Origin of the sequence: Rathayibacter sp. AY1C4 (assembly GCF_002932195.1) — a bacterium.
GTDB lineage: Bacteria > Actinomycetota > Actinomycetes > Actinomycetales > Microbacteriaceae > Rathayibacter.
Genome location: NZ_PSWE01000011.1, coordinates 53,515 through 76,123 on the forward strand (window position 1 = coordinate 53,515; position 22,609 = coordinate 76,123).

Sequence of the window (22,609 nt, forward strand, 5' to 3'; positions counted from 1 at the left end):
GGCAATACAGTGCTCGCACATAGTTCACCGAACGGAAGGAACACGGATGCTTCGCGCCACGCTCGACATCGCTGGGATCCAGCTCGATTCGACCACGGGATCCCCCGTGCGCCCCGACACCCCGGTCTCGGTGGTCGCGTCGGCGCCTCAGAGCCTGATCTCGCGGATGCTCGGACGCCGCCGCTGCGAAGCCTGCGGAGCGGCCTCGGCCCGTCGCCGCGACGGCTTCTGCTCGGCCGACTGCGCCGGCACCTTCCACCTCTATGAGTGAGCCCGACCGGCCGAGTGCCGGTGGTGAACGTTTCGAAGGCCCGTGATCGACGATCGCGGGCCTTCGTGCTGTCTCGGGAGTGTCGGAGCGCCGGGTGAGGAGCGCCACGGTCGGACTCGGTCGCCCACCGGGTGACGCCGCTCGGTCCGTGATGGAGGGGTGCGCCTCGAGGGGCGTCGAGCACCGGAGCTGAGCGCCCGTGTGCGAGGAAGGAGAGCGGAGGACCGCGGGTGTGCCCCCAGTAGGATTCGAACCTACGCCCCTGCCTCCGGAGGGCAGTGCTCTATCCCCTGAGCTATGGGGGCCAGGAGTGCCTGACCACATTAGCACCCGGGCGGGGCGGGCCCCGACGCCGGGAGCGGTCCTCGCGCATGCCACGATGGAGCCATGCTGCGCACCGTCTCCGCCTCGCTGGATCTGCGTCTGAACGGCCCGACCGACCTGATCTTCCTGGTGGCGGCGACGCCCACGGGCGACTCGTTCGAGGACTCCTTCACCGTCCGGCTCGACGGGCAGGACGTGCCGGTGCGGGAGTTCCCGGCGCGGCACGGCGCCCGCGTGCACCGCGTCGCGGGGAACGAGGGCGACCTGCGGGTCGAGTACCGGGCGCGGGTCGCCGGGCACGGCGCTCCGGACGAGCCGAGCGAGCTCGAGCTCGTCGAGTACCTGCGGCCGAGCCGGTACGCCGAGGCGGACGTGCTCGGCGGGATCGCCCGGCGCGAGTTCGGGCGGGCCCGGGGCTTCGAGGCGCTGACGGCCGTCGAGGAATGGGTGCACGGCCACCTGTCGTACGTCTACGGGTCGACGGTCGGCACCGGGGGAGCGGCGCAGGTCATCGAGAGCGGCCAGGGCGTGTGCCGGGACTTCGCGCACACGGTCGCCGGGCTGCTCCGCGCCCTCGACATCCCCGCCCGGGTGACGGCGGTCTACGCGCCGGGCCTCGAGCCGCGCGACTTCCACGCGGTCACGGAGGCCTGGGTCGGCGGCGCCTGGCACGTCGTGGACGCGACCCGGCTGGCTCCGCGCGGGTCGATGCTGCGCATCTCGTCCGGCCGGGACACGGCCGACACCGCGTTCCTCAGCAGCTACCTGACGGACCTGCGCCTGACCGGGATGAGCGTGGAGGCCGACTGCGACGCGGCGCTCGTCGACGACCACGTCTCGCCGGTGCGCCTGGGCTGACGCCGGGGCTCAGTCGGCGAGGACGCCGATCGCCGACCGCACGAGCGGCTCGGGGTCGCCCGGCTCGACGAAGGAGGCGCTGGACGCCTCGATCCAGTACTCGCCGACGAAGGCGTCCGCGACGCCCCGCCCCTCGGCCACCTGGTAGTAGCCCTCGATCTCCGGCGGCTTGCCGTAAGTGGGGACGGCCTTGCTGGTGGTGAAGAACTCGTTCTTGAGCGCCTCGATCACCGCGGGGTCGAGGTGGGCCACGGCCAGCTGCAGCTCGGCGCCCGAATCGTCGGACCATCCGCAGACCAGGCCATCGTACTGGGCGATCTCCTCGGAGACGGCGGTGGTCCCGATGCCGTCGTCCGGGGAGAATCCGCCCCACAGGCCCGCGAGCGCCGAGGCCGGGACCAGCTGCTCGCAGGCGAGGGGGATCGGCGTGCCGCTGACGGCGCCGCTCGCACTCGGCTCCGGGTCGGCCGCGGGGGAGCAGCCGGAGAGGGCCGCCGTGGCGAGGGCGACGAGGAGGAGGGCGGCGGGACGGCGCATGCGTCGCACCCTAGCAACGCCGCCCTGCCGAGCGGCCCCGCGGTGCAGGAGGGACGGGGGGCGCGGGCGCGGCGGCCGGTAGAATCGCTCCCCGTGACTCCCGAACAGCTCGCCGCCTCCCTGCACGCCCTCGTCCTCGACGCCGTGCAGCGACGGGGGAGCGATGCGGGCGTCGAGCTCTCGGACGTCGTGCTGGAGCGCCCGAAGAACCGCGACCACGGCGACTGGGCCTCGAACATCGCGATGAAGCTCGCGAAGCGGGTCGGCGCGAACCCGCGCGAGCTCGCCGCCGAGCTGGCCGAGGGGCTGGGCGCGGTCGAGGGCGTCGCCACGGTCGAGGTCGCCGGTCCCGGCTTCCTCAACGTCCGGCTCGAGGCCGCGGCCGCGGGTGCCCTGGCCGGCGCGATCGTCGAGGCGGGCGAGGCCTACGGCACCGGGTCCGCCTACGCCGGCGTCCGGATGAACCTCGAGTTCGTCTCCGCCAACCCCACCGGCCCCATCCACATCGGCGGGACGCGCTGGGCGGCGGTCGGCGACAGCCTGGCCCGGATGCTCCTCTCGCAGGGCGCCGAGGTGACCCGCGAGTACTACTTCAACGACCACGGCGCGCAGATCGACCGCTTCACGCGGAGCCTCCTCGCCGCCCACCGCGGCGAGCCGACCCCGGAGGACGGCTACGGCGGCGCCTACATCGGCGACATCGCCGAGCGCGTCGCGGCCGCCTACCCGGGCGACCTCGCCGTCCTGCCCGAGGAGGAGCTCGCCGAGACCTTCCGCTCGATCGGCGTCGAGCTGATGTTCGGCGAGATCAAGCAGAGCCTGCACGAGTTCGGCGTCGACTTCGACGTGTACTTCCACGAGAACTCCCTGCACGAGTCGCGCGCCGTCGACCGCGCGATCGAGCGCCTCCGCGAGCTCGGGCACATCTTCGAGGCGGACGGCGCCACCTGGCTGCGGACCACCTCGTTCGGCGACGACCGCGACCGCGTCATCATCAAGAGCGACGGGGAGGCGGCCTACATCGCGGGCGACCTCGCCTACTACCTCGACAAGCGCGAGCGCGGCTTCGATCGGGCGATCATCATGCTCGGCGCCGACCACCACGGCTACATCGGCCGGATGATGGCGATGTGCGCGGCGTTCGGCGACACCCCGGGCGTGAACCTCGAGATCCTGATCGGCCAGCTGGTCAACCTGCTCCGCGACGGCGAGGCGGTCCGGATGTCCAAGCGGGCGGGGACCGTCGTCACGATGGAGGACCTCACGGAGGCCGTCGGCGTGGACGCCGCGCGCTACTCGCTGGTGCGCTCCTCGGCCGACTCGACCCTCGACATCGACCTCGACCTGCTGACCAAGCGGAGCTACGACAACCCCGTCTACTACGTGCAGTACGCCCACGCGCGCACCCGCCAGGTCGCGGCGAAGGCCGCGGCGTCGGGCGTCCCCGTCGAGCCGTTCGCGCCCGAGACGCTGGTGCATCCGACCGAGTCGGCGCTGCTCGGCGGCCTGCAGGAGTTCCCGCGCATCGTGGCGCACGCCGCGGAGCTGCGCGAGCCGCACCGCGTCGCGCGGTACCTCGAGGAGGTCGCCGGCCTCTACCACCGCTGGTACGACAACTGCCGGGTCGTGCCGCAGGGCGAGGACCCGGTCGAGGCCGTGCACTCGACCCGGCTGCGCCTGAACGAGGCGACCGGGCAGGTGCTCCGCAACGGGCTCTCCCTGCTGGGCGTCACGGCCCCGGACCGGATGTGAGCGCGTCGGGGGCGGCGCCGCGGCGCCGGCGCGGGGGACGCGCGGCCGTGGTGGTCGTCGTCGTGCTGGTGCTGCTCGTGGTCGCGGCGGTGGTGGGCGACTCGCTCGCCCGCCGCGCCGTCGCGGACCGCGCCGCCGCGAGCCTCCGCGAGGCGCTCGCACTGCCCGCGGACCGGGCGGTGGACGTCGACGTCGCCGGCTGGGCCGTTCTCCCGCAGCTCGTCTCGGGGCGGCTGGACCGGCTCGACCTGCGCAGCTCGGACGTGACGTTCGGCGAGCTCGACGGCGACGTCGCCGCGACCCTGATCGGGGTGCCGGTGAGCGGCGTCGGAGCGGTCGAGTCCGGCAGCACGACGGTCGCGATCGACGCGGCCTCGGTCTCGCGGCTCGTCACCGAGCGCAGCACCGTACCTGTCGACGAGGTGACGCTGGACGCTCCGCTCGTGCGCGTGACCGCTTCCGTCGAGGTGCTGGGCCTCCGGCTCGGCGCGGGCGTGGGGATGGAGCTCGCCGCCGTGGACGGCGCCATCCGGCTGACCCCGGCCGAGGTCTCCGCCGCCGGTGCGACCTTCTCGGCGACCGACTTCCGCGACCGCTTCGGCGCCGTCTCCGGCGACCTGCTCGCTCCGTCGTCCGTGTGCATCGCGGACTCGGTGCCGCGCGGACTGACGCTGACCGGAGTCGAGGTCGCCGACGAGTCGCTGAACGCGAGCTTCGCGCTCTCTCCGACGTTCCTCAGCGACCCCGCGGAGCAGGAACCGGGCACGTGCGCCTGAGCCCGCGCGGCGCCGCCGCCCCGGACCGGTAGGATCGGAGCCCTGTGCCGGCGTCTTCCGCGGGCCGAACACTGACATCGCTGGCTTCAGGGGTCAATCCGGACCCGCTCGCCCCGCAGTGACGCTCCCACTCTCTTCTGTGAGGTCTCACCCGTGGACACCGTCGACGCCCGCGCCCGCGCCCCCCGGCATCCGCTCGCGCCTGAGTGGCTGCACACGCCCGCCGACCCGAACGCCCTGGCCGACGGCGTGTGGCCGGACAGCGCCGAGCGCGGCGAGGACGGCGGGATCCGGATCGCCGGAGTGCCCGTCGCCGAGCTGGTGCGCGAGCACGGCACTCCTCTCTACGTGGTGGACGAGGCCGACGCCCGCCGCCGGGCCGTCGAGATGCGCGAGGTCTTCGCCCGCGAGCTCGGCCGCATCGGCACCGGCGTCACGGTCTACTACGCGGGCAAGGCGTTCCTCTCGACCGAGGTCGCCCGCTGGATGCGCGACGAGGGCCTGAACCTCGACCTCTCCAGCGGCGGCGAGATGGCAGTGGCCCTCGCCGCCGGGATCGAGCCCGAGCGCTTCGGCCTCCACGGCAACAACAAGTCGCTCCGCGAGATCGACAGGGCCGTCGAGGTGGGCGCGGGCACGATCGTGCTCGACAGCCTCGTCGAGATCGAGCGCGTCGCAGCCGCGGCCGAGCGGCACGGCCGCGTGCAGGCGGTGCGCCTCCGGGTCAACAGCGGAGTGCACGCGCACACCCACGAGTTCCTCGCCACGGCGCACGAGGACCAGAAGTTCGGCCTCGCACTCGCCGACTGCCCGGCCGCGGTCGCCCGCATCCGCTCCTTCTCCTCCCTGCGGTTCCTCGGGCTGCACTGCCACATCGGATCCCAGATCTTCGGCTCCGCCGGGTTCGCGGAGTCGGCGTCGCGCCTGCTCGACGTCCACGCGGCACTGCTCGCGGACGGCCCCGTGCCGGAGCTCAACCTCGGCGGCGGCTTCGGCATCGCGTACACCAGTGCCGACGACCCGACCCCGATCGCCGAGATCGCGGCCGCCGTCGCCGACGCGGTCGCCGAGCAGTGCTCCGCCCGCGGCGTCCCGGTGCCGCACATCGCGATCGAGCCCGGCCGCTCGCTGATCGGGCCCGCCGGCGTCACCCTCTACGAGGTGGGCACCGTGAAGGACGTGACGGTCGGCTCCGAGGGCTCGACCGCGGTCCGCCGCTACGTCAGCGTCGACGGCGGCATGAGCGACAACGCCCGTCCGGCGCTCTACGGCGCCGACTACACGGCGCGGATCGCCGACCGCTCCTCCTCGGCCGAGCCCGCCCTCGTGCGGGTGGCCGGGAAGCACTGCGAGTCGGGCGACATCGTCGTCCACGACGACTTCCTGCCCGCGGACGTGCGGCCGGGCGACCTGCTCGCCGTCGCCGCGACCGGCGCCTACTGCTGGTCGCTCGCCAGCAACTACAACTACCTCGGGCGCCCCCCGGTGGTCGCCGTCCGCGACGGGCGCTCGCGCGTCCTCGTGCGCGGCGAGACCGAGGAGGACCTCCTCCGCCGCGACGCCGGCATCGAACGAAAGGCCACCTCCCGATGATCGAGTACCGCAGCCTCCGCGTCGCCCTGCTGGGCGCCGGGTCCGTCGGTGCCCAGGTGGCGCGCCTCTTGCTCGACCACGGCGACGAGCTCGCCCAGCGCGTGGGGGCGCCGCTGGAGCTCGTAGGCGTGGCCGTCAGGGACGTGGACGCGCCCCGCACCGCCGACATCCCGAAGCACCTGCTCACCACCGACGCCGAGTCGCTGATCCTGGGCGCCGACATCGTGGTCGAGCTGATCGGCGGGCTCGAGCCCGCCCGCAGCCACATCCTCACGGCGATCTCGTCGGGCGCGGACGTGATCACGGCCAACAAGGCGCTGCTCGCCGCCCACGGCAACGAGCTCTTCGAGGCCGCCGACCAGGTGGGCGCCCAGCTCAACTACGAGGCGGCCGTCGCCGGCGCGATCCCGATCATCCGGCCGCTGCGCGACAGCCTCGCCGGCGACCGGGTCCACCGCATCCTCGGCATCGTCAACGGCACGACCAACTACATCCTCGACCGGATGGACACCGAGCACGCGAGCCTCGAGGACGCGCTCGCCCGCGCGACCGAGCTCGGCTACGCCGAGTCCGACCCGACCGCCGACATCGAGGGCTACGACGCGGCGCAGAAGGCGGCGATCCTCGCCCGCCTCGCGTTCCACACCGACGTCCCGGTCACCCTGGTGCACCGCGAGGGCATCACCGGCATCACGAAGGCGCAGGTCGACCAGGCCCGCGACTCCGGCTACGTGATCAAGCTGCTCGCGATCTGCGAGCGGCTGACCGACGCCAAGACCGGCGTGGAGGGCGTGTCCGCGCGGGTCTACCCCGCGCTCGTGCACCGCTCCCACCCGCTCGCGGCCGTGCACGGGGCCAACAACGCGGTCTTCGTCGAGGCGGAGGCGGCCGGCGACCTGATGTTCTACGGCGCCGGCGCCGGCGGGATCGAGACGGCCTCCGCCGTCCTCGGCGACGTCGTGTCGGCCGCCCGCCGCCACGTCGTCGGCGGCCCCGGCCTGGTGACCAGCGCGAGCTCCGGGCTCGCGGTCCTCCCGATCGGCCACGTCACCACCCGGTACCAGGTCACCCTCGAGGTGCTCGACCGCCCCGGCGTGCTCGCGCAGATCGCGGGCGTCTTCGCCGACCACGGCGTCTCGGTCGAGACCCTGGTGCAGACCCCGCCCGGCGCCGACCCGCTGGAGGAGCAGGGCGGTGCGGAGCGGCGCGAGCCGACCGCTACCCTGGTCATCGGCACGCACGCCGCGGCGGAATCCGATCTGGCGGCCACCGTCACCGCCCTCCATTCCCATGGTTTCGTCGGCGCCGTGACGTCTGTTCTACGAGTTGAAGGAGCCTGAGATGGCCAAGCAGTGGCGCGGAGTCCTGCACGAGTACGCGGACCGCCTCGATGTCACCGAGGCGACCCCGGTCATCACTCTCGGCGAGGGCGGCACGCCGCTCATCCCCGCGGCGGCCCTCTCGGCGCGCACGGGCGCGAAGGTGTGGGTCAAGTACGAGGGCATGAACCCGACCGGCTCCTTCAAGGACCGCGGCATGACCATGGCGATCTCGAAGGCCGTCGAGCACGGCGCGAAGGCCGTCATCTGCGCCTCGACCGGCAACACCTCCGCGTCGGCCGCCGCCTACGCGACGCACGCCGGAATCACCGCGGCCGTCCTGGTGCCGGAGGGCAAGATCGCCCTGGGCAAGCTCAGCCAGGCGATCGCGCACAACGCGCAGCTGCTGCAGGTGCAGGGCAACTTCGACGACTGCCTCGACATCGCCCGCGACCTCGCGAAGAACTACCCGGTCCACCTGGTCAACTCGGTGAACCCGGACCGCATCGCCGGCCAGAAGACCGCGGCCTTCGAGGTCGTCGAGGTGCTGGGCGACGCGCCGGACTTCCACATCGTCCCGGTCGGCAACGCGGGCAACTACACCGCCTACTTCCGCGGCTACTCGGAGGAGCTGGAGCGCGGCGAGTCGACCCGCCTCCCGCGCATGTTCGGCTTCCAGGCCGAGGGCTCCGCTCCGATCGTGCACGGCGCCCCGGTCCGCCACCCCGAGACGATCGCCAGCGCGATCCGGATCGGCAACCCGGCCTCGTGGGAGCTCGCCCTGAACGCGCGCACCGTCAGCGACGGCTACTTCGGCGCGATCAGCGACGAGAAGATCCTCGAGGCGTACCGCATCCTCGCGGGCGAGGTCGGCGTCTTCGTCGAGCCGGCGTCGGCGATCAGCGTCGCGGGGCTCCTCGAGCGCGCCGAGGCCGGAGCGATCCCGAGGGACGCGACCGTCGTCCTGACGGTCACCGGCCACGGGCTCAAGGACCCGCAGTGGGCGCTCCGCACGGCCGACGGCGCGGACATCACGCCGACCGTCGTCCCGGTCGACACCGCCGCGATCGCGGATGTGCTGGGGCTGGCCGGCGCATGACCTCGGCGGTTACCGTCGGCCGCACCGTCCACGTCAAGGTCCCCGCCACCTCGGCGAACCTGGGCCCCGGCTTCGACACGCTCGGCCTGGCGCTCTCGTTCTACGACGAGCTCGACGTGACGGCCGTCGCGGCCACGGGTGCGCGGGTCACCGTGCACGGGGTCGGCGAGGGCGAGGTGGCGACCGACGAGACGAACCTCGTCGTGCAGGCCATCGCGTACACGTTCGCCGACCAGCGGCAGGAGATGCCCGGCATCGAGGTGATCGCGCGCAACATCATCCCGCACGGCCGCGGGATGGGCTCGTCCGGCGCCGCGATCGTCTCCGGCATCATGGCCGCGAAGGGCCTGCTCGAGGGCGTCGTCGAGCTCGACTCGGACGACCTCCTCCGCATCGCCACCGAGATGGAGGGGCACCCCGACAACGTGGCGCCCGCGCTGTTCGGCGGCCTCACCATCGCATGGGTCGAGCCGCACGCCTCCGGCGCCGACGACTCGCCGCTGCGCCCGCGCTCCAAGAAGCTCATGGTCCACCGCGGCGTGTCCCCGGTCGTCTTCGTGCCCGAGCACACCATGTCGACGCGGCTGGCACGCTCGCTGCAGCCGCAGAGCGTGCCGCACGAGGACGCGGTGTTCAACGTCTCGCGCTCCTCGCTCCTGATCGCCGCTCTCATCCAGAGCCCGGAGCTGCTGTTCGCGGCGACCGAGGACAAGCTGCACCAGAACTACCGCGCGGCCGCCATGCCCGAGACCTCAGCGCTGATCGCGCTGCTGCGCTCGCACGGCTACGCGGCCGTCGTCTCGGGTGCCGGACCGAGCGTCCTGGTGCTCTGCAGCGACCCCGCACAGCGCCTCGCCGCCGCGGATCTGGTGGAGCGGGAGGCCCCCACGCCGTGGCGCGCGCACATGCTGGCCGTCGACTTCAAGGGTGCTACAGTGGGGACCGCATCCCGAGGAACCGCGTAACGAGCGGAATCTGTCCGACGGATCGTCCCGACAACCACGGCCATCACATCGTGTGAAGGGCGCCCCTGCTCCTCTTGCAGACCGGCGCCTGGTCTCCGGGCCCTCTCCTCGCTCTCTGCGGCAGTCGGTCCCGGCGGCCGAGAGCATCGCGTGGATCAGAACACGCGATGGCACCGCACGGTCGATGAGCTCTCCCGGTGAGCACTCGTTCCCGGGGGGAAGGAACCCTCTCCAGTGACAGACGTCAACACCCACGGCTCGACCGTGGACCTCACCGCCGACCTCTCCGGTCTGCGCGTCGCCGAGCTCCAGGCTCTCGCGACGCGGCTCGGCCTCGGCGGCGCCTCCAAGCTCCGCAAGGGCGAGCTGGTCCAGGCCATCTCGGACCTGCGCGCCGCCTCCGCCGAGGACGCGCCCGCCGCGATCGCCGACGCGGTCGGTCCGGACGACGCAGCGGTCGCCCCGGACGTCGACGCAACCGGCGTCGAGGCCGAGCCGGCCGATGTGGCCGAGCAGTCCGCTCCGCAGCCCGAGGCGCCGGCGGAGCTGCCGACGCCCGTCGAGAGCACCGAGGCCGACACGGCCGACGTCCTCGAGCAGGCCGCGCCCACCGTCGACGAGCCCTCCGCGACGGCCGCCGAGTCGGCCCCCGTCGAGCTCGAGCTCCCCGCGGCGGCCGAGCCGGTCGCCGAGCCCGCCGAGCGCGCGCCCCGCCGACGCAGCTCGCGCCGCGCCTCCAGCGGCACCGTCGCCGCCGGCGAGCACCTCAACATCCCCGGCGGGACCGGCGTCGAGTCGCTGATCCCCGACCTCCCCGTCATCGAGCAGGACCGCGACGCCGACCAGGCTGCGAAGCCCGTCATCGACATCGAGCTGCCCAACGGGCCGGAGTCGGACGACTCCTCCCGCGAGGGCGGCCAGCGCGAGCGCCGCGGACGCCGCCGCAGCCGCGGGGGCGCCTCCGAGCAGAGCGAGCAGGCCGAGCAGGCGCCCGCCGAGAACGACGCCGACTCCTCCGACTCCGGCGACCAGCAGGAGCAGCAGGGCGGCGACCAGCAGCAGAACGGCGACCAGCAGGGCACCGGCCGCGGTCGCAACCGCCGCAACCGGAACCGCAACCGCGGGGACGACCGCCAGAACGACGCTCAGCAGAGCCCCGCCTCGCAGTCCCAGCCGCAGAACGGTCAGGGCGCGCGCGCCGCGCAGTCCGAGAGCCAGCAGGCTCCTCAGCAGAACGGCTCCGGACAGCCCCAGAACGGCCAGCAGGCCGAGGGCGAGGACGGCCGCCGCAGCCGCTACCGCGACCGCAAGCGCCGCGGCGGAGCGATCGGCGACGACTTCGAGCCCGAGATCGGCGAGGACGACGTCCTCATCCCGGTCGCCGGCATCCTCGACGTCCTCGACAACTACGCCTTCGTGCGCACCACCGGGTACCTGCCCGGCGTCAGCGACGTCTACGTCTCCCTCGGCCAGGTCAAGAAGTACAACCTGCGCAAGGGCGACGCGGTCGTCGGCGCCATCCGCCAGCCCCGCGAGGGCGAGGGCGGCGGCCGCCAGAAGTACAACGCGATCGTCCGCGTCGACTCGATCAACGGCCAGACCGTCGAGGAGGCCGCTGCGCGCGTCGAGTTCCAGAAGCTCACGCCGCTCTACCCGACCGAGCGCCTGCGCCTCGAGACGGAGCCCGGCAAGCTGACCCAGCGGATCATCGACCTGGTCGCCCCGATCGGCAAGGGACAGCGCGGCCTGATCGTCGCGCCGCCCAAGGCCGGCAAGACCATCGTCCTGCAGCAGATCGCCAACGCGATCGTGCAGAACAACCCCGAGGTCCACCTGATGGTCGTTCTGGTCGACGAGCGTCCGGAGGAGGTCACCGACATGCAGCGCACCGTGCGCGGCGAGGTCGTCGCCTCCACCTTCGACCGCCCGGCCGAGGACCACACGACCGTCGCCGAGCTCGCGATCGAGCGCGCGAAGCGCCTGGTCGAGCTGGGCCACGACGTGGTCGTGCTGCTCGACTCCATCACCCGTCTCGGCCGCGCCTACAACGTGACCGCTCCTCCCTCGGGCCGCGTGCTCTCGGGCGGCGTGGACGCCTCGGCGCTGTACCCGCCGAAGAAGTTCTTCGGAGCGGCGCGCAACATCGAGAACGGCGGCTCGCTCACCATCCTCGCGACGGCGCTCATCGAGACCGGCTCGAAGATGGACGAGGTGATCTTCGAGGAGTTCAAGGGCACCGGCAACATGGAGCTCCGCCTCTCCCGTCACCTCGCCGACAAGCGGATCTTCCCCGCCGTCGACGTGAACGCCTCCGGCACGCGCCGCGAGGAGATGCTGCTCAGCGCCGACGAGGTCAAGATCACCTGGAAGCTGCGCCGCGCCCTCGCCGGGCTCGACCAGCAGCAGGCGCTCGAGATCATCCTGTCGCGCCTGAAGGAGACCTCGTCCAACGTCGAGTTCCTCATGCAGGTCTCGAAGTCGGCCGTCGGCCCGGCCACCGCCGGCCACGGCAACGGCCACCACTAGCGCCCCGACGTCCGCGGTCGCCCCTGTCACCGGGGGCGGCCGCGGACGTTTTCGCGTCCCCGGGCGATGAGCCCGACCCCGACCACCTCCGGAAGCCAGGACCCCATGTTCGAATCCGTCAGCGTCCTCCTCGCCGAGCACGAGGACCTGCAGACGCAGCTCTCCGACCCGGCACTCCACGCCGATGCCGCCCGCGCCAAGAAGGTCAACCGGCGCTACGCGGAGCTGAGCCAGATCAAGGCGGCCCACTCCGCCTGGATCCAGGCCGGCGAGGACCTCGAGGCCGCGCGCGAGCTCGCCCGCGAGGACGAGGCCTTCGCGGAGGAGGTCCCCGAGTTGGAGGAGTCGCTGCGGGTGGCGCAGGAGAAGCTGCGGCGCCTGCTCATCCCGCGCGACCCCGACGACGGCCGCGACGTCATCATGGAGATCAAGGGCGGCGAGGGCGGAGCCGAGAGCGCGCTGTTCGCGGCCGACCTCCTCCGGATGTACCTCCACTACGCCGAGGCGAAGGGCTGGAAGACGGAGATCCTCGACCGCGACGAGTCCGACCTCGGCGGCTACAAGAACGTGCAGGTCGCGATCAAGAGCAACGCCACCGATCCCTCGCAGGGCGTGTGGGCGCACCTCAAGTACGAGGGCGGCGTGCACCGGGTGCAGCGCGTCCCCGTGACCGAGTCGCAGGGGCGGATCCACACCTCGACCACGGGCGTGCTCGTGTTCCCCGAGGTGGACGCGCCCGAGGAGGTCGCGATCAATCAGAACGACCTGAAGATCGACGTCTACCGCTCCTCCGGTCCCGGCGGGCAGTCCGTCAACACGACCGACTCCGCCGTGCGGATCACCCACCTCCCGACCGGCATCGTCGTGTCGATGCAGAACGAGAAGAGCCAGCTGCAGAACCGCGAGGCGGGCATGCGCGTGCTCCGCGCTCGCATCCTGGCCCGCCAGCAGGAGGAGATCGCCGCGGCGGCTTCGGACGCGCGCAAGACGCAGATCCGCACGATGGACCGCTCCGAGCGCATCCGGACCTACAACTTCCCCGAGAACCGCATCGCCGACCACCGCACCGGCTACAAGGCGTACAACCTCGACGGCGTGATGAACGGCGCGCTCGACCCGGTGGTGGAGAGCGCCATCCAGGCCGACGAGGAGGCCCGCCTGGCCGACATCGGCTCCGAGGAGGCGTGACCCTCGTGACCACCGGCGTCGACGCGCGCACCCTCCTCGCGGACGCGGTCGCCCGCCTCGCCGCCGCCCGCGTCCCCACGCCGGACGTCGATGCGGAGCTGCTTCTCGGGCACCTGCTCGGGCTCGGCCGCGGCCGGCTGCAGGCGCGCCTCATCACGGGGCTGACCGTCGACGACGAGCACGCCGCGGCGTTCGCGAGCGCGATCGAGCGCCGGTCGGCTCGCGAGCCGCTGCAGCACATCACCGGGATCGCGCCGTTCCGCTCGCTCGAGCTCGCGGTCGGACCCGGCGTGTTCGTCCCGCGACCCGAGACCGAGGGCGTCGCGCAGATCGCGATCGACGCGCTCCGTGCGGTCGTCGATCCGGAGCCGATCGCCGTCGACCTCGGCACGGGCAGCGGAGCCCTGGCGCTCGCGCTCGCGCACGAGGTGCCGCACGCGCGCGTGATCGGCGTGGAGAACGCTCCCGAGGCGTTCATCTGGGCCCGCGGCAACCGCGAGCGGCTCGGGCTCGAGAACGCCCGCATCGTCTTCGACGACCTCGCCCGGGCACTTCCCGAGCTGGACGGCACCGTCTCCGTCGTCGTCTCCAACCCGCCCTACATCCCGGCCGCCGCCGTCCCGCGCGACCCGGAGGTACGCCTGTTCGACCCGCCCTCGGCGCTCTACGGCGGCGAGGACGGCCTGGACGTCGTCCGCTCGCTCTCGGCGACCGCCCTCCGCCTGCTCCGCTCCGGGGGAGTGCTGGTGATGGAGCACGGCGAGCTGCAGGGCGCCGATATCCGCGCCCTGCTCACTGCCGACGGCTGGCGCGGAGCGACCACGCAGCGCGACCTCACCGGCCGCGACCGCGCGACGGTGGCGGTGCGCTGAGGCGTCGCGGAGCTCTGCTAGCCTCAGCGGCGATCCGGTGGCCGCACCGGGCAGGCAGGCTCGGGAGGCTCGCATCGCCGCTGCACGCGATCGGCCGCGCCGTCGGCTCCGCCGCCCGCTGCTGATCGTCCTGGCGGTCGTGGTGGTCGCGGCCCTCGTCGTGGTCGCCGTGCGGCTCCTCGAGCGGAGCGACGGAACTGCTCCCGTGGCCTGCGCGCCGTCGTCCGCCTTCGCGTCGCCCGCGCCTGCCATCGGCTCGGTCGATGACTACCTGGGCGGCCGGTCCTACCTCCGCGGCGTGAACGTGTTCGATCTGCAGTCGCGCGTCGACGTCGGAGTCGACTGCACCGCCGGGAATCCGCCCGAGAGCTACGAGTTCCTGGCGGACCGCGGACTCACCCTGGTCCGGCTCGCGGTGCCCTGGTCGCTCCTGCAGCCGCAGGCCGACGGGGAGAGCACCGACGACGCTCTGGCGAAGGGGCTCGATCCGGCGGCGGTCGCGCTGCTCCGGACCGAGATCGCCGCCATCGGCGCCGCCGGCATGCGGGTCGTGCTCGACCTGCACAACAACGGCACTTATCCGGCGAGCCAGGGCGATCTGCCCGAGGGGACCGTCTGATTCGGATCCGGGCTCTCGGTATCCCAGGCGCAGAGGGTCTGGACCCTGCTCGCGGCGGAGTTCCAGAACGACGGACGCATCGCCGCCTACGACCTCTTCAACGAGGTGAAGCGGTCGCTGGTCCCCGTCGAGACCTACAAGGCCTACACGCAGGCCGTGGTGTCGGCCGTCCGGGGAACCGGCGATCGGCACACGATCTGGGTCGAGGGGATGCGGGAGGCGACGACGGGCACGGTCGCCGCGATCGCACCCGACGGGCCGTGGATCCAGGACCCGCTGGACCGGATCGTGTACTCGCAGCACTTCTACCCCGGCGGCACGGGTACGACCCTGCGCTCGGACAAGCAGGGCGGCACCGACGAGCATGTCTTCGTGGCGGCGGTGACGACCTTCGGGCAGTGGTGCCGGCGGTACGGGGTGCACTGCTCGGTCGGGGAGGTCGGCTGGCCCAGCGATCAGAGCCTCTCTCTCACCGCGGGCGGCGCGGGCTCCTGGACGGACGTCGGCGAAGCCTTCTACACAGCACCGACTGGCTGTTCCCGCTGATCGAGAACGACGAGCCTCTGGTGGTGGTCGCCGTGGGCGGCACGCCGGAGTCCTCGGCCAAAGCGGCGGAGGCGGTCGCCGCCCGCACGTCCCGGATGACCTGGCTCGCGTACGACGGATTCGACCAGCAGTGGCACGGCATCGGCGAGGAGCGGCCGCTCGCCGAGTCGCTCGCCCGTGCCGATCTCGTCCTGGTCGGGATGGGCATGCCCCGCCAGGAGCGCTGGATCCTGGAGAACCGGGACCTCGCCCCGCGGGCGGCGTTCGCGAACGTGGGGGGGCTGCCTCGACTACATCGCCGGCACGCAGGCGCTCGCCCCGCGGTGGATGGGCGCCCTGGGCGTGGAGTGGCTGTTCCGCCTGGCGCGCGACCCGCGCCGGCTCGCGGCCCGCTACCTCCTCGAGCCGCTGCAGCTGCTCCGCATCGTCCTGTCCGGCCGGTCCCGCGCGAAGCGGACGCCCGGCCCGTGCGACTCTCCGCGGCCCTCCGGCCGGGTGTCGACCGGAGTCGGTCCGCACTGATCCCCGCCGGCGGGCCGCCTCAGGCCTGAGCGGAGTACTTCTCCTCGGTGGCGGCCTTCGCGGGGCGCCACCAGTCCTCGTTGGCGCGGTACCAGTCGATGGTGGCGGCGAGTCCGGCGTCGAAGTCGGTGTAGCGGGGGCGCCAGTCGAGTTCGGTGCGCAGGCGGGTGGAGTCGATGGCGTAGCGGAGGTCGTGTCCGGCGCGGTCGGTGACGTGGTCGAAGGCGTCCTCGGGTTGTCCGAAGGCGGTGAGGATGCGGGTGACGACGTCGAGGTTGCTCTTCTCGCCGTCGGCGCCGATGAGGTAGGTCTCGCCGATCTCGCCGCGGTCGATGATGGCCCAGACGCCGGTGTTGTGGTCGTCGACGTGGATCCAGTCGCGGACGTTGGCGCCGGTGCCGTAGAGCTTGGGGCGGATGCCGTCGATGGCGTTGGTGATCTGGCGGGGGATGAACTTCTCGACGTGCTGGTAGGGGCCGTAGTTGTTGGAGCAGTTGGAGATCGTGGCGCGCACGCCGAAGGAGCGCACCCAGGCGCGCACGAGGAGGTCGCTGGCTGCCTTGGTCGAGGAGTAGGGGCTGGAGGGGTTGTAGGGGGTGTGCTCGGTGAAGCGCGCGGGGTCCTCGAGCTCGAGGTCGCCGTACACCTCGTCCGTCGAGATGTGGTGGTACCGCACGTCGTGCGCGCGCACCGCCTGCAGGAGCGCGAAGGTGCCGGTGACGTTCGTCGCGAGGAAGGGCGTCGGGTCGTGCAGCGAGTTGTCGTTGTGCGACTCCGCGGCGAAGTGGACCACCAGATCCGCATCGGCGACCAGCCGGTCCACCAGCTCGGCGTCTGCGACGTCGCCCTCGACCAGCCGCACGCGGTCGGCGACGGGGGCGAGGGAGTCGCGGCTGCCCGCATAGGTGAGCTTGTCGAGCACGGTGATCCGCGCGTCGGGACGCTCGCGCAGGGTCAGGTGGACGAAGTTGCTGCCGATGAAGCCGGCACCGCCGGTGACGAGGATCCGCACGGGTTCTCCTGGAGGTCGGGAAGGTCGGGGGAGGCCGGGCTCAGCGGCCCGCGTTCACGCCTTCGAGGCTGAGCAGGCGGTGGAGGTAGGCGCCGTAGCCGCTCTTGACCAGCGGTGCGGCGAGCTCGGCGAGGCGGGTGTCGTCGATCCAGGAGTTGCGCCAGGCGATCTCCTCGATGCAGCCGATCTTGAACCCCTGCCTCTGCTCGATCACGCGCACGAACTCGGTCGCCTCGATCATGGAATCGAAGGTCCCGGTGTCGAGCCAGGCCGTTCCCCGGTCGAGCACCTGGACGTTCAGCCGCCCCGCCTCGAGGTAGCGCTCGTTGATCGTCGAGATCTCGAGCTCGCCGCGGGCCGAGGGCGTGATCGTCTTCGCGATCGCCACGACGTCGTTGTCGTAGAAGTAGAGGCCGGGCACGGCGTAGTTGCTGCGCGGCTGCTCGGGCTTCTCCTCGATGGAGACGGCTCGGAAGTGCTCGTCGAACTCGACGACCCCGTAGGCGCGCGGGTCGGCGACCTGGTAGGCGAAGATGACGGCGCCCTCGATCGTGGTGTTCGCCGCGAGGGCGGTGCCCAGGGCGGTGCCGTGGAAGATGTTGTCGCCCAGGACCAGGGCGACCGACTCGTCGCCGATGAACTCCTCGCCGATCAGGAACGCCTGCGCGAGCCCGTCGGGGGAGGGCTGCACGGCGTACTCGATCCGCATGCCCAGGCTCGACCCGTCGCCCAGCAGGGCGCGGAACTGGTCGTTGTACTCGGGGGTCGTGATCACGAGGACCTCGTCGATCCCGGCCATCATCAGCGTCGACAGCGGGTAGTAGATCATCGGCTTGTCGTAGATCGGCATCAGCTGCTTCGAGATGCCCTTGGTGATCGGCCACAACCGCGACCCCGAACCACCCGCGAGGACGATGCCCCTCATCGGAGCAGCCCCGGGTGAGGAGCTGCGGCGGGGGTCCGCTGCACCGCCGAGGGGAGCGTGAAGATCTGCGGGGAGAGGGTCACGGAGCCGACTCTATCGGCGGCGCCGCGGTGCCTCCGCATGCCGGTGCGGCGGGCGCGGAACCCGTGGCGGGGACTGACGGTCGAGCGACCGCTACCGACGCGATCCGACTCCGTGAGCGGCGCGCACGCCGCCCCCGCCTCCGTATCGCGCCTCCCACTCGGAGGCCGCCGGGCACGGGGATAACTTCTCCGACGTCCGCGGCTCCGCCTGCCGCGACGGAGAGAGGTACCGCCCTGTGCACGAGGTCATCGACCAGCGGGATTCCGCGCTCCTCCCGTCTCCCGGTCCCTGCCGCCGATCCCCCCTGACGGGGGGAGTCCGCCCGTGCTGACCATCGGGATCGTCGCCCTCGACGCCTGGCACGCGGCTCCGCTCGAGCGCGCCTGGCGCCGCCAGGGGCACCGCGTGGTCGTGGTGACCGGTGACCCGGAGGGGTTCAGCGGGGCGGAGCTCCGCCCCAGCGTGCTCGCCCGCTTCCTCGAGCCCGCCCGCCGGAGGGGCGCCGGGTCCGTCGGGCTCGCCGTCGTCACGCGCCGGGCCCGCCGACTGCTCGCTCCGGAGCGGCCCGACCTCGTGGTGGCTCTCCCGGGGACGGCCGTGGAGCTCGCCGGGCTCGCTCCGATGACCGTCCTCCTGGCCGACGACCTCCCGGCACTCCCGCGCCTCCGGTTCGAAGAGGAGCGCCGCGGTGCTGTCGTCGTCACCCCGACGGAGCGGCTCGCGTCAGCCCTCGCGGGAACGGTCGTGCCCCTGGGCCTGCCGGACGCGTCGTTCCCAACGCCGTCCGCCCCCGACGGGCCCCTCCGCTTCGCCGCCGTGGGAGCCTCCTGTCTCGACCGGGGCGCCGAGCGGCTCGATCTCCTCGCCCGCCTGGACGGCACCGAGTACGTCACCGTGATCGACGACGGCGGCATCGCCGACGACCTCGCGTCGGGGCTGCGCTCCGTCGGCGAGCAGGACCGCGACGGCGTCGTCGAGGTGCTCCGCCACTCCCACGTGTACGCCCACCTGACGCCGTCGACGACCGGCGCGGCCGCCGGACTCGACGCGCTGGCGAGCGGGCTGCCGGTCCTCGCGATCGAGTCGAGCGTCCTGGCCGATCTCTGCGCGGCGGGGGCGGGCGTGGTCCTCTCAGACGACACGACGCGCGAGGAGTACGAGGACGCCCTCCACCGGCTCCGACGCGAGTGGACGGCTCTCTCCCGGGGGGCCGCCGAGCTCGCGCGGGAGCGCCCGTGGTCCGTCGCGGCCGAGGAGATCCTCGCCCTCGCGGAGGGACGCGTCCGTGTCCCTTGAACCGGTCCCGGCTGTCGGCGCCTCCGCCGACGCGATGCTGCCGAACGCCGTCGCCCTGCGCCTGGCCGCCGTGCTGGTGCAGTACACCCTGCGGACGCACGGCGTCCGCAGCCTCGTGGTGAAGGGCGAGGGTCTGCACCGCCAGGGGATCCGCGCCCCGATGACGTCGGCCGACGTCGACCTCTGGGTCGACCCCGAGCGCTTCGACGAGGCTCTCGCGCTGCTCGCCTCGATGGGCTGGCGCCGCCGCGCCGAGGCTCTCAGCTGGACCCTCTTCGTCGACCACTCGATCACGCTCGTCCACCCCTCGTGGCCGTGCGACGTCGACGTCCACCGCTCCTTCCCGGGTGCCTTCGAGGAGGAGCGGATCGTCTTCGACCGCCTCTGGGCGGCCGCCGAGGATCTGCCGCTGAGCGACGAGACCCTGCGGATCCCCGGGCGCGCGCACCACCTCGTGCTGCACGCCCTGCACCAGCTGCGCAGCGCGCGCTCCGCCTCGGCGACCACGGCGCTGGCGGTTCTGAAGGCGCACGCCGCCGGCCTTCCGAGCGAGGAGCGCGAGGCGATCCGCGACGCGGCCGTCGAGCTCGGCGCGCAGACGCCGATGACGGAGCTCCTCACCTCCTGGGGAGTCCCCGCCGCGCCCGAGGAGCGCTACCGGCAGGCCCAGATTCTCTGGGACGTGCGCCGCAGCTCCGACCGGCACACCTTCAACTGGCTGCACGCCGTGGCGTCCGCTCCCTGGCGCCTGAAGGGAGGCCTGCTGCTGAGAGCCGCCTTCCCCACCCGCGCGGATCTCGAGGCGAGCCATCCCGAGGCGACGACGGTCCGACGTCGGCTCCGGCTCCGGGGGGAGCGGACCCTGCGGGCGCTCCGAGGCCTCCCCTCCGCCCTCACCGGTTTCGCCAGGGTGGCGCTGAGCGGCCGCAGCGAGGAGCAGGGCTCGGCGTCCTCGTTCGAGGCGATCGCGGCGACCACGGCGCCGGTGAGCGACCTCCCGGCCTCGTCCGATCCCGCGGCGAGCGCCGTGCATCCGGTGGAGGCCTCCGCCGAGGCGCAGGGTGGCAGCGCGCCGCCGGCCCAGCGCTTCGCCGTCGAGCGCACGGACCGTCAGGTCTACGTGCTCGACCTGTCCCGCCCGTCGGTGTCCCCGATCGTGCTCTCGCTGAGCGCCGCCTCGGTCTTCGAGGCCGTGATCCGGCAGCGCCGGCCCCGGGACGAGGTCGTCGACCTCCTCGCCGATCACTACGAGGTCGATCCCGGGACGATGGGCCGCGACGTCGACGCCGTCCTGGCCGAACTCGACGTCCGCTTCCCGGGCGCGGTTCCCGACGGGGCGCTCTCATGAGGGCCGCCCGTTCCCGATCCCTGCGGATCCTGCACGTCCTCGACTCCTTCGAGGACGGCGGAGCGCAGCGTGTGGCCCTCTCCCTGGGCGCGTGGAGCCGCGAGCACGGTTGCGAGACCGCCTACTGGGGGCGTCCCGGGCCGCTCAGCGACCGCGCCGCGCAGGAGTCGCCCGTCTTCGTGGTGCCGAGACCGAGACAGGGCTTCGCGGCCGATCTCCGCGGCGTCGCTCTCGCCGTCCGCCGGTTCCGCCCGCACGTCCTGCACGCCCACCAGCGCCGCGAGGCTCTGCTGGCCCTCCTCGTCGGCGCCGCGCTCGGTGTCCCCGTGGTCGAGCACGCGCACACCGAGCTGCCCGGGATCGACAGGCGAGCGCTCTCCTTCCGCTCCCGGCGGGTGTTCGCCGTCTCCGCCTCCGTGGGGCGGATGGTCGTCGAGGACTACGGCCGCCCGCAGGATCGCGTCGTGGTCACCGGCAACGCCCCGGCGAACGTCACCGCGGAGCCCGCGAGCGCGCAGGAACTCGCCGAGCCGGTCGTCCGCGTCCTCGGCATCGGGCGGCTCGCGGAGCAGAAGGACCCGATCCGCTTCCTCGCGGCCGTCGAGGCCCTCGCCCGGGTCCGGCCCGTCACCGGCACCTGGCTCGGCGACGGTCCGATGCTGCCGGTGCTGCGCGAGCGCGCCCGGGGAGCCGGAGTGGTCGACTTCGCCGGTCCGTCGGCGGACGTGACCGGAGCGCTGGACGCGGCGCATCTCCTCCTGTCGACCTCGCGGTGGGAGGGGACTCCGCTCGTGATGCTGGAGGCGATGGCCCGCCGTCGCCCGGTCGTGGCGACCGACGTCGGCGGTGTGGGTGAGCTGCTCGCCGACGGTCGGGGCCTCCTGCTCCCCGCCGACGCCGACGGGGAGCGGATCGCCGAGCTCCTCGCCGCCGCTCTGGAGCGACCCGAGGGGCTCCTGATGCAGGCCGACCGCGCGAAGGCGTGGGTGGACGAGGCCGCCTCGCCCGACGCCGTCTTCGGACCCGTCGTCGCCGCCTACCGCGAGCTCGGGGGCCGACGGTGAGCGGGGGCGTGCACTCGGTGACCGTCGTGGCTCCCTGCTACAACGCGATCGCCCGGCTCGACGGCTTCCTCGCGCGGCTCGCACTCACTCTCGGACCGGGGACGCGGGTCGTCCTCGTCGACGACGCGTCCTCGGACGGCACGGCGGAGGTGCTCGAGAAGTGGGCCGAGGGACGCGAGGACGCCCGAGTCCTGCTCCTCGAGCAGAACGGCGGCGTCGCTGCCGCCCGGAACCGCGCCCTCGACGGCATCGACTCCGAGTTCGTCTGGTTCGTGGACGTCGACGACGAGTGGGACACGGAGATCCTTCGGACCCTCACCGCCGAGGCCGAGCGGACGGCGGCCGACGTCGTCGTCTGCCGGGCGCTCTACCGCACCCGGCAGTCGACCTCCGGACGTGTGATCGACGGCCTCGACCGGCGCGAACTGGTCTCGTCCGAACTCGCTCTCGAGCGGATGGCGTCCGGGCGCCTGCACGGCTTCCTCTGGAACAAGCTCTTCCGCCGCGCCGTCCTGCAGGAGGAGCTCTTCCCGCGCTTGAGCTCCCAGTCCGACTTCGTCGGCGTGCTGCGGGCGGTCCAGGCGGCGGAACGGGTGCTCTTCGTGCCGGAGATCCTCTACTCCTACGTCCACACGGCGTCCTCGATCACCCGTCGGCGCGACCCGGACCTCCGGAACCTCCTGGTCTGCGCCGAGGAGATGCGCGCGGCGCTCGCCCGTACGTTCGAGGAGGTGCCGCGCCCGCTGTCGGACTGGTTCACGACCTGGTTCTACGCCGTCCCCGTCGCGCTCACCCCGATCCGCCAGAACTCCGACGCGGCGCTCGTCGAGACCGGCGTCCGGCTCGGGTCCGAGGCGCTGCGCGACGTCCGCGTGCTCCGCTCCGCGCGGTCGCCGCGGCTGCTCGTCCTGGGGCTGGTGCTCAAGCACGTCCCCGCCGCCTTCACGGCGCTCAGCCGGATCCTCTACGCCGTGCACGACACCCGCCGCCGGCTCTCCGATCGGAGGAGCACCCGGTGGACGACGTGACCGTCCCCGTGCAGGCGGCCGCGACCGGCCCCTTCCGCACACCAGCTCCGTTCCCTCCCTCCCGCACCGACCCCCGAGGAGCACC

19 protein-coding genes, 1 tRNA gene and 2 pseudogenes are annotated in these 22,609 nt (G+C 73.0%); 18 read left to right on the forward strand and 4 right to left on the reverse strand.

The features are described from left to right. Positions 1–46: 46 nt before the first annotated feature. Positions 47–271, forward strand: a complete 225-nt coding sequence (locus tag C5C99_RS07500; RefSeq protein WP_104339859.1) for a hypothetical protein — start codon at positions 47–49, stop codon at positions 269–271. Positions 272–504: 233 nt separating this feature from the next. On the opposite strand, the gene C5C99_RS07505 is transcribed toward C5C99_RS07500, so the two are convergent. After that, a tRNA-Arg gene (locus C5C99_RS07505) sits at positions 505–576 on the reverse strand. A gap of 82 nt (positions 577–658) precedes the next feature. On the opposite strand from C5C99_RS07505, the gene C5C99_RS07510 reads away from it, so the two are divergent. Then, entirely contained in the window at positions 659–1,453 is a 795-nt protein-coding gene (locus C5C99_RS07510) for a transglutaminase family protein (protein WP_104232730.1), read from the forward strand. A 9-nt stretch (positions 1,454–1,462) separates the two neighbouring features. On the opposite strand, the gene C5C99_RS07515 is transcribed toward C5C99_RS07510, so the two are convergent. Further along, complete coding sequence (locus tag C5C99_RS07515; RefSeq protein WP_104260120.1) at positions 1,463–1,990, reverse strand: hypothetical protein; 528 nt, start codon at positions 1,988–1,990, stop codon at positions 1,463–1,465. 93 nt (positions 1,991–2,083) lie between these two features. On the opposite strand from C5C99_RS07515, the gene argS reads away from it, so the two are divergent. From argS to C5C99_RS17480, 12 genes and pseudogenes are all read left to right on the forward strand, one after another. After that, positions 2,084–3,742 (forward strand): arginine--tRNA ligase, encoded by a 1,659-nt coding sequence (gene argS, locus C5C99_RS07520; RefSeq protein ID WP_104339860.1) that lies wholly within the window; start codon positions 2,084–2,086, stop codon positions 3,740–3,742. A gap of 47 nt (positions 3,743–3,789) precedes the next feature. Beyond that, entirely contained in the window at positions 3,790–4,518 is a 729-nt protein-coding gene (locus C5C99_RS07525) for an LmeA family phospholipid-binding protein (protein ID WP_104262485.1), read from the forward strand. Positions 4,519–4,671: 153 nt separating this feature from the next. Further along, on the forward strand, positions 4,672–6,111 hold the full coding sequence (lysA, locus tag C5C99_RS07530) for a diaminopimelate decarboxylase (protein ID WP_104225560.1): 1,440 nt from the start codon (positions 4,672–4,674) through the stop codon (positions 6,109–6,111). Then, positions 6,108–7,451: a homoserine dehydrogenase gene (locus C5C99_RS07535; RefSeq protein ID WP_104223002.1), complete on the forward strand. Its 1,344-nt coding sequence runs from the start codon at positions 6,108–6,110 to the stop codon at positions 7,449–7,451. Before lysA ends, C5C99_RS07535 begins: the two co-directional genes overlap by 4 nt. Position 7,452: 1 nt before the next feature. Next, on the forward strand, positions 7,453–8,529 hold the full coding sequence (gene thrC, locus C5C99_RS07540; RefSeq protein WP_104260117.1) for a threonine synthase: 1,077 nt from the start codon (positions 7,453–7,455) through the stop codon (positions 8,527–8,529). Beyond that, entirely contained in the window at positions 8,526–9,494 is a 969-nt protein-coding gene (gene thrB / locus C5C99_RS07545) for a homoserine kinase (protein ID WP_104339861.1), read from the forward strand. The genes thrC and thrB overlap by 4 nt, the downstream gene beginning before the upstream one ends. 234 nt (positions 9,495–9,728) lie before the next feature. Further along, positions 9,729–12,020, forward strand: a complete 2,292-nt coding sequence (gene rho / locus C5C99_RS07550; RefSeq protein WP_104339862.1) for a transcription termination factor Rho — start codon at positions 9,729–9,731, stop codon at positions 12,018–12,020. A 105-nt stretch (positions 12,021–12,125) separates the two neighbouring features. Beyond that, positions 12,126–13,208 (forward strand): peptide chain release factor 1, encoded by a 1,083-nt coding sequence (gene prfA / locus C5C99_RS07555; RefSeq protein ID WP_104232724.1) that lies wholly within the window; start codon positions 12,126–12,128, stop codon positions 13,206–13,208. Further along, positions 13,205–14,080, forward strand: coding sequence for a peptide chain release factor N(5)-glutamine methyltransferase (gene prmC, locus C5C99_RS07560; RefSeq protein WP_104225565.1), 876 nt, complete (start codon positions 13,205–13,207; stop codon positions 14,078–14,080). The genes prfA and prmC overlap by 4 nt, the downstream gene beginning before the upstream one ends. A 304-nt stretch (positions 14,081–14,384) precedes the next feature. After that, positions 14,385–15,245 (forward strand): annotated as a pseudogene (locus C5C99_RS17475) (glycoside hydrolase family 5 protein). A gap of 32 nt (positions 15,246–15,277) precedes the next feature. Continuing rightward, positions 15,278–15,457, forward strand: a pseudogene (locus tag C5C99_RS17675) (hypothetical protein); the annotation flags it as partial. Further along, on the forward strand, positions 15,423–15,767 hold the full coding sequence (locus C5C99_RS17480) for a WecB/TagA/CpsF family glycosyltransferase (RefSeq protein WP_219813756.1): 345 nt from the start codon (positions 15,423–15,425) through the stop codon (positions 15,765–15,767). The pseudogene C5C99_RS17675 and the gene C5C99_RS17480, both read left to right, overlap by 35 nt. Before the next feature lie 19 nt (positions 15,768–15,786). Here the strand turns inward: C5C99_RS17480 and rfbB are convergent, their stop codons facing one another. Both rfbB and rfbA read right to left on the reverse strand, forming a co-directional pair. Next, positions 15,787–16,779, reverse strand: a complete 993-nt coding sequence (gene rfbB, locus C5C99_RS07580) for a dTDP-glucose 4,6-dehydratase (protein WP_104339864.1) — start codon at positions 16,777–16,779, stop codon at positions 15,787–15,789. A 40-nt stretch (positions 16,780–16,819) separates the two neighbouring features. After that, on the reverse strand, positions 16,820–17,704 hold the full coding sequence (rfbA, locus tag C5C99_RS07585; protein ID WP_104232713.1) for a glucose-1-phosphate thymidylyltransferase RfbA: 885 nt from the start codon (positions 17,702–17,704) through the stop codon (positions 16,820–16,822). A 408-nt stretch (positions 17,705–18,112) separates the two neighbouring features. On the opposite strand from rfbA, the gene C5C99_RS07590 reads away from it, so the two are divergent. Genes C5C99_RS07590 through C5C99_RS07605 form a run of 4 tightly spaced genes read left to right on the forward strand, consistent with a single transcriptional unit; the run spans position 18,113 to position 22,524 of the window. Next, entirely contained in the window at positions 18,113–19,084 is a 972-nt protein-coding gene (locus C5C99_RS07590) for a glycosyltransferase family 4 protein (protein WP_146078761.1), read from the forward strand. Beyond that, positions 19,074–20,432: a PqqD family peptide modification chaperone gene (locus C5C99_RS07595; protein WP_104339865.1), complete on the forward strand. Its 1,359-nt coding sequence runs from the start codon at positions 19,074–19,076 to the stop codon at positions 20,430–20,432. Before C5C99_RS07590 ends, C5C99_RS07595 begins: the two co-directional genes overlap by 11 nt. After that, on the forward strand, positions 20,429–21,496 hold the full coding sequence (locus C5C99_RS07600; protein ID WP_104339866.1) for a glycosyltransferase family 4 protein: 1,068 nt from the start codon (positions 20,429–20,431) through the stop codon (positions 21,494–21,496). The genes C5C99_RS07595 and C5C99_RS07600 overlap by 4 nt, the downstream gene beginning before the upstream one ends. Beyond that, on the forward strand, positions 21,493–22,524 hold the full coding sequence (locus C5C99_RS07605) for a glycosyltransferase family 2 protein (RefSeq protein WP_181027087.1): 1,032 nt from the start codon (positions 21,493–21,495) through the stop codon (positions 22,522–22,524). Before C5C99_RS07600 ends, C5C99_RS07605 begins: the two co-directional genes overlap by 4 nt. Positions 22,525–22,609: the final 85 nt, after the last annotated feature.

Coding starts and splice junctions, on each gene's coding strand:
- thrB (WP_104339861.1), top strand. CDS start 8,526: ATGACCTCGGCGGTTACCGTCGGCCGCACCGTCCACGTCAAGGTCCCC.
- thrC (WP_104260117.1), top strand. CDS start 7,453: ATGGCCAAGCAGTGGCGCGGAGTCCTGCACGAGTACGCGGACCGCCTC.
- C5C99_RS07500 (WP_104339859.1), top strand. CDS start 47: ATGCTTCGCGCCACGCTCGACATCGCTGGGATCCAGCTCGATTCGACC.
- rfbA (WP_104232713.1), bottom strand. CDS start 17,704: ATGAGGGGCATCGTCCTCGCGGGTGGTTCGGGGTCGCGGTTGTGGCCG.
- C5C99_RS07515 (WP_104260120.1), bottom strand. CDS start 1,990: ATGCGCCGTCCCGCCGCCCTCCTCCTCGTCGCCCTCGCCACGGCGGCC.
- C5C99_RS07510 (WP_104232730.1), top strand. CDS start 659: ATGCTGCGCACCGTCTCCGCCTCGCTGGATCTGCGTCTGAACGGCCCG.
- C5C99_RS07600 (WP_104339866.1), top strand. CDS start 20,429: ATGAGGGCCGCCCGTTCCCGATCCCTGCGGATCCTGCACGTCCTCGAC.
- prfA (WP_104232724.1), top strand. CDS start 12,126: ATGTTCGAATCCGTCAGCGTCCTCCTCGCCGAGCACGAGGACCTGCAG.
- C5C99_RS07535 (WP_104223002.1), top strand. CDS start 6,108: ATGATCGAGTACCGCAGCCTCCGCGTCGCCCTGCTGGGCGCCGGGTCC.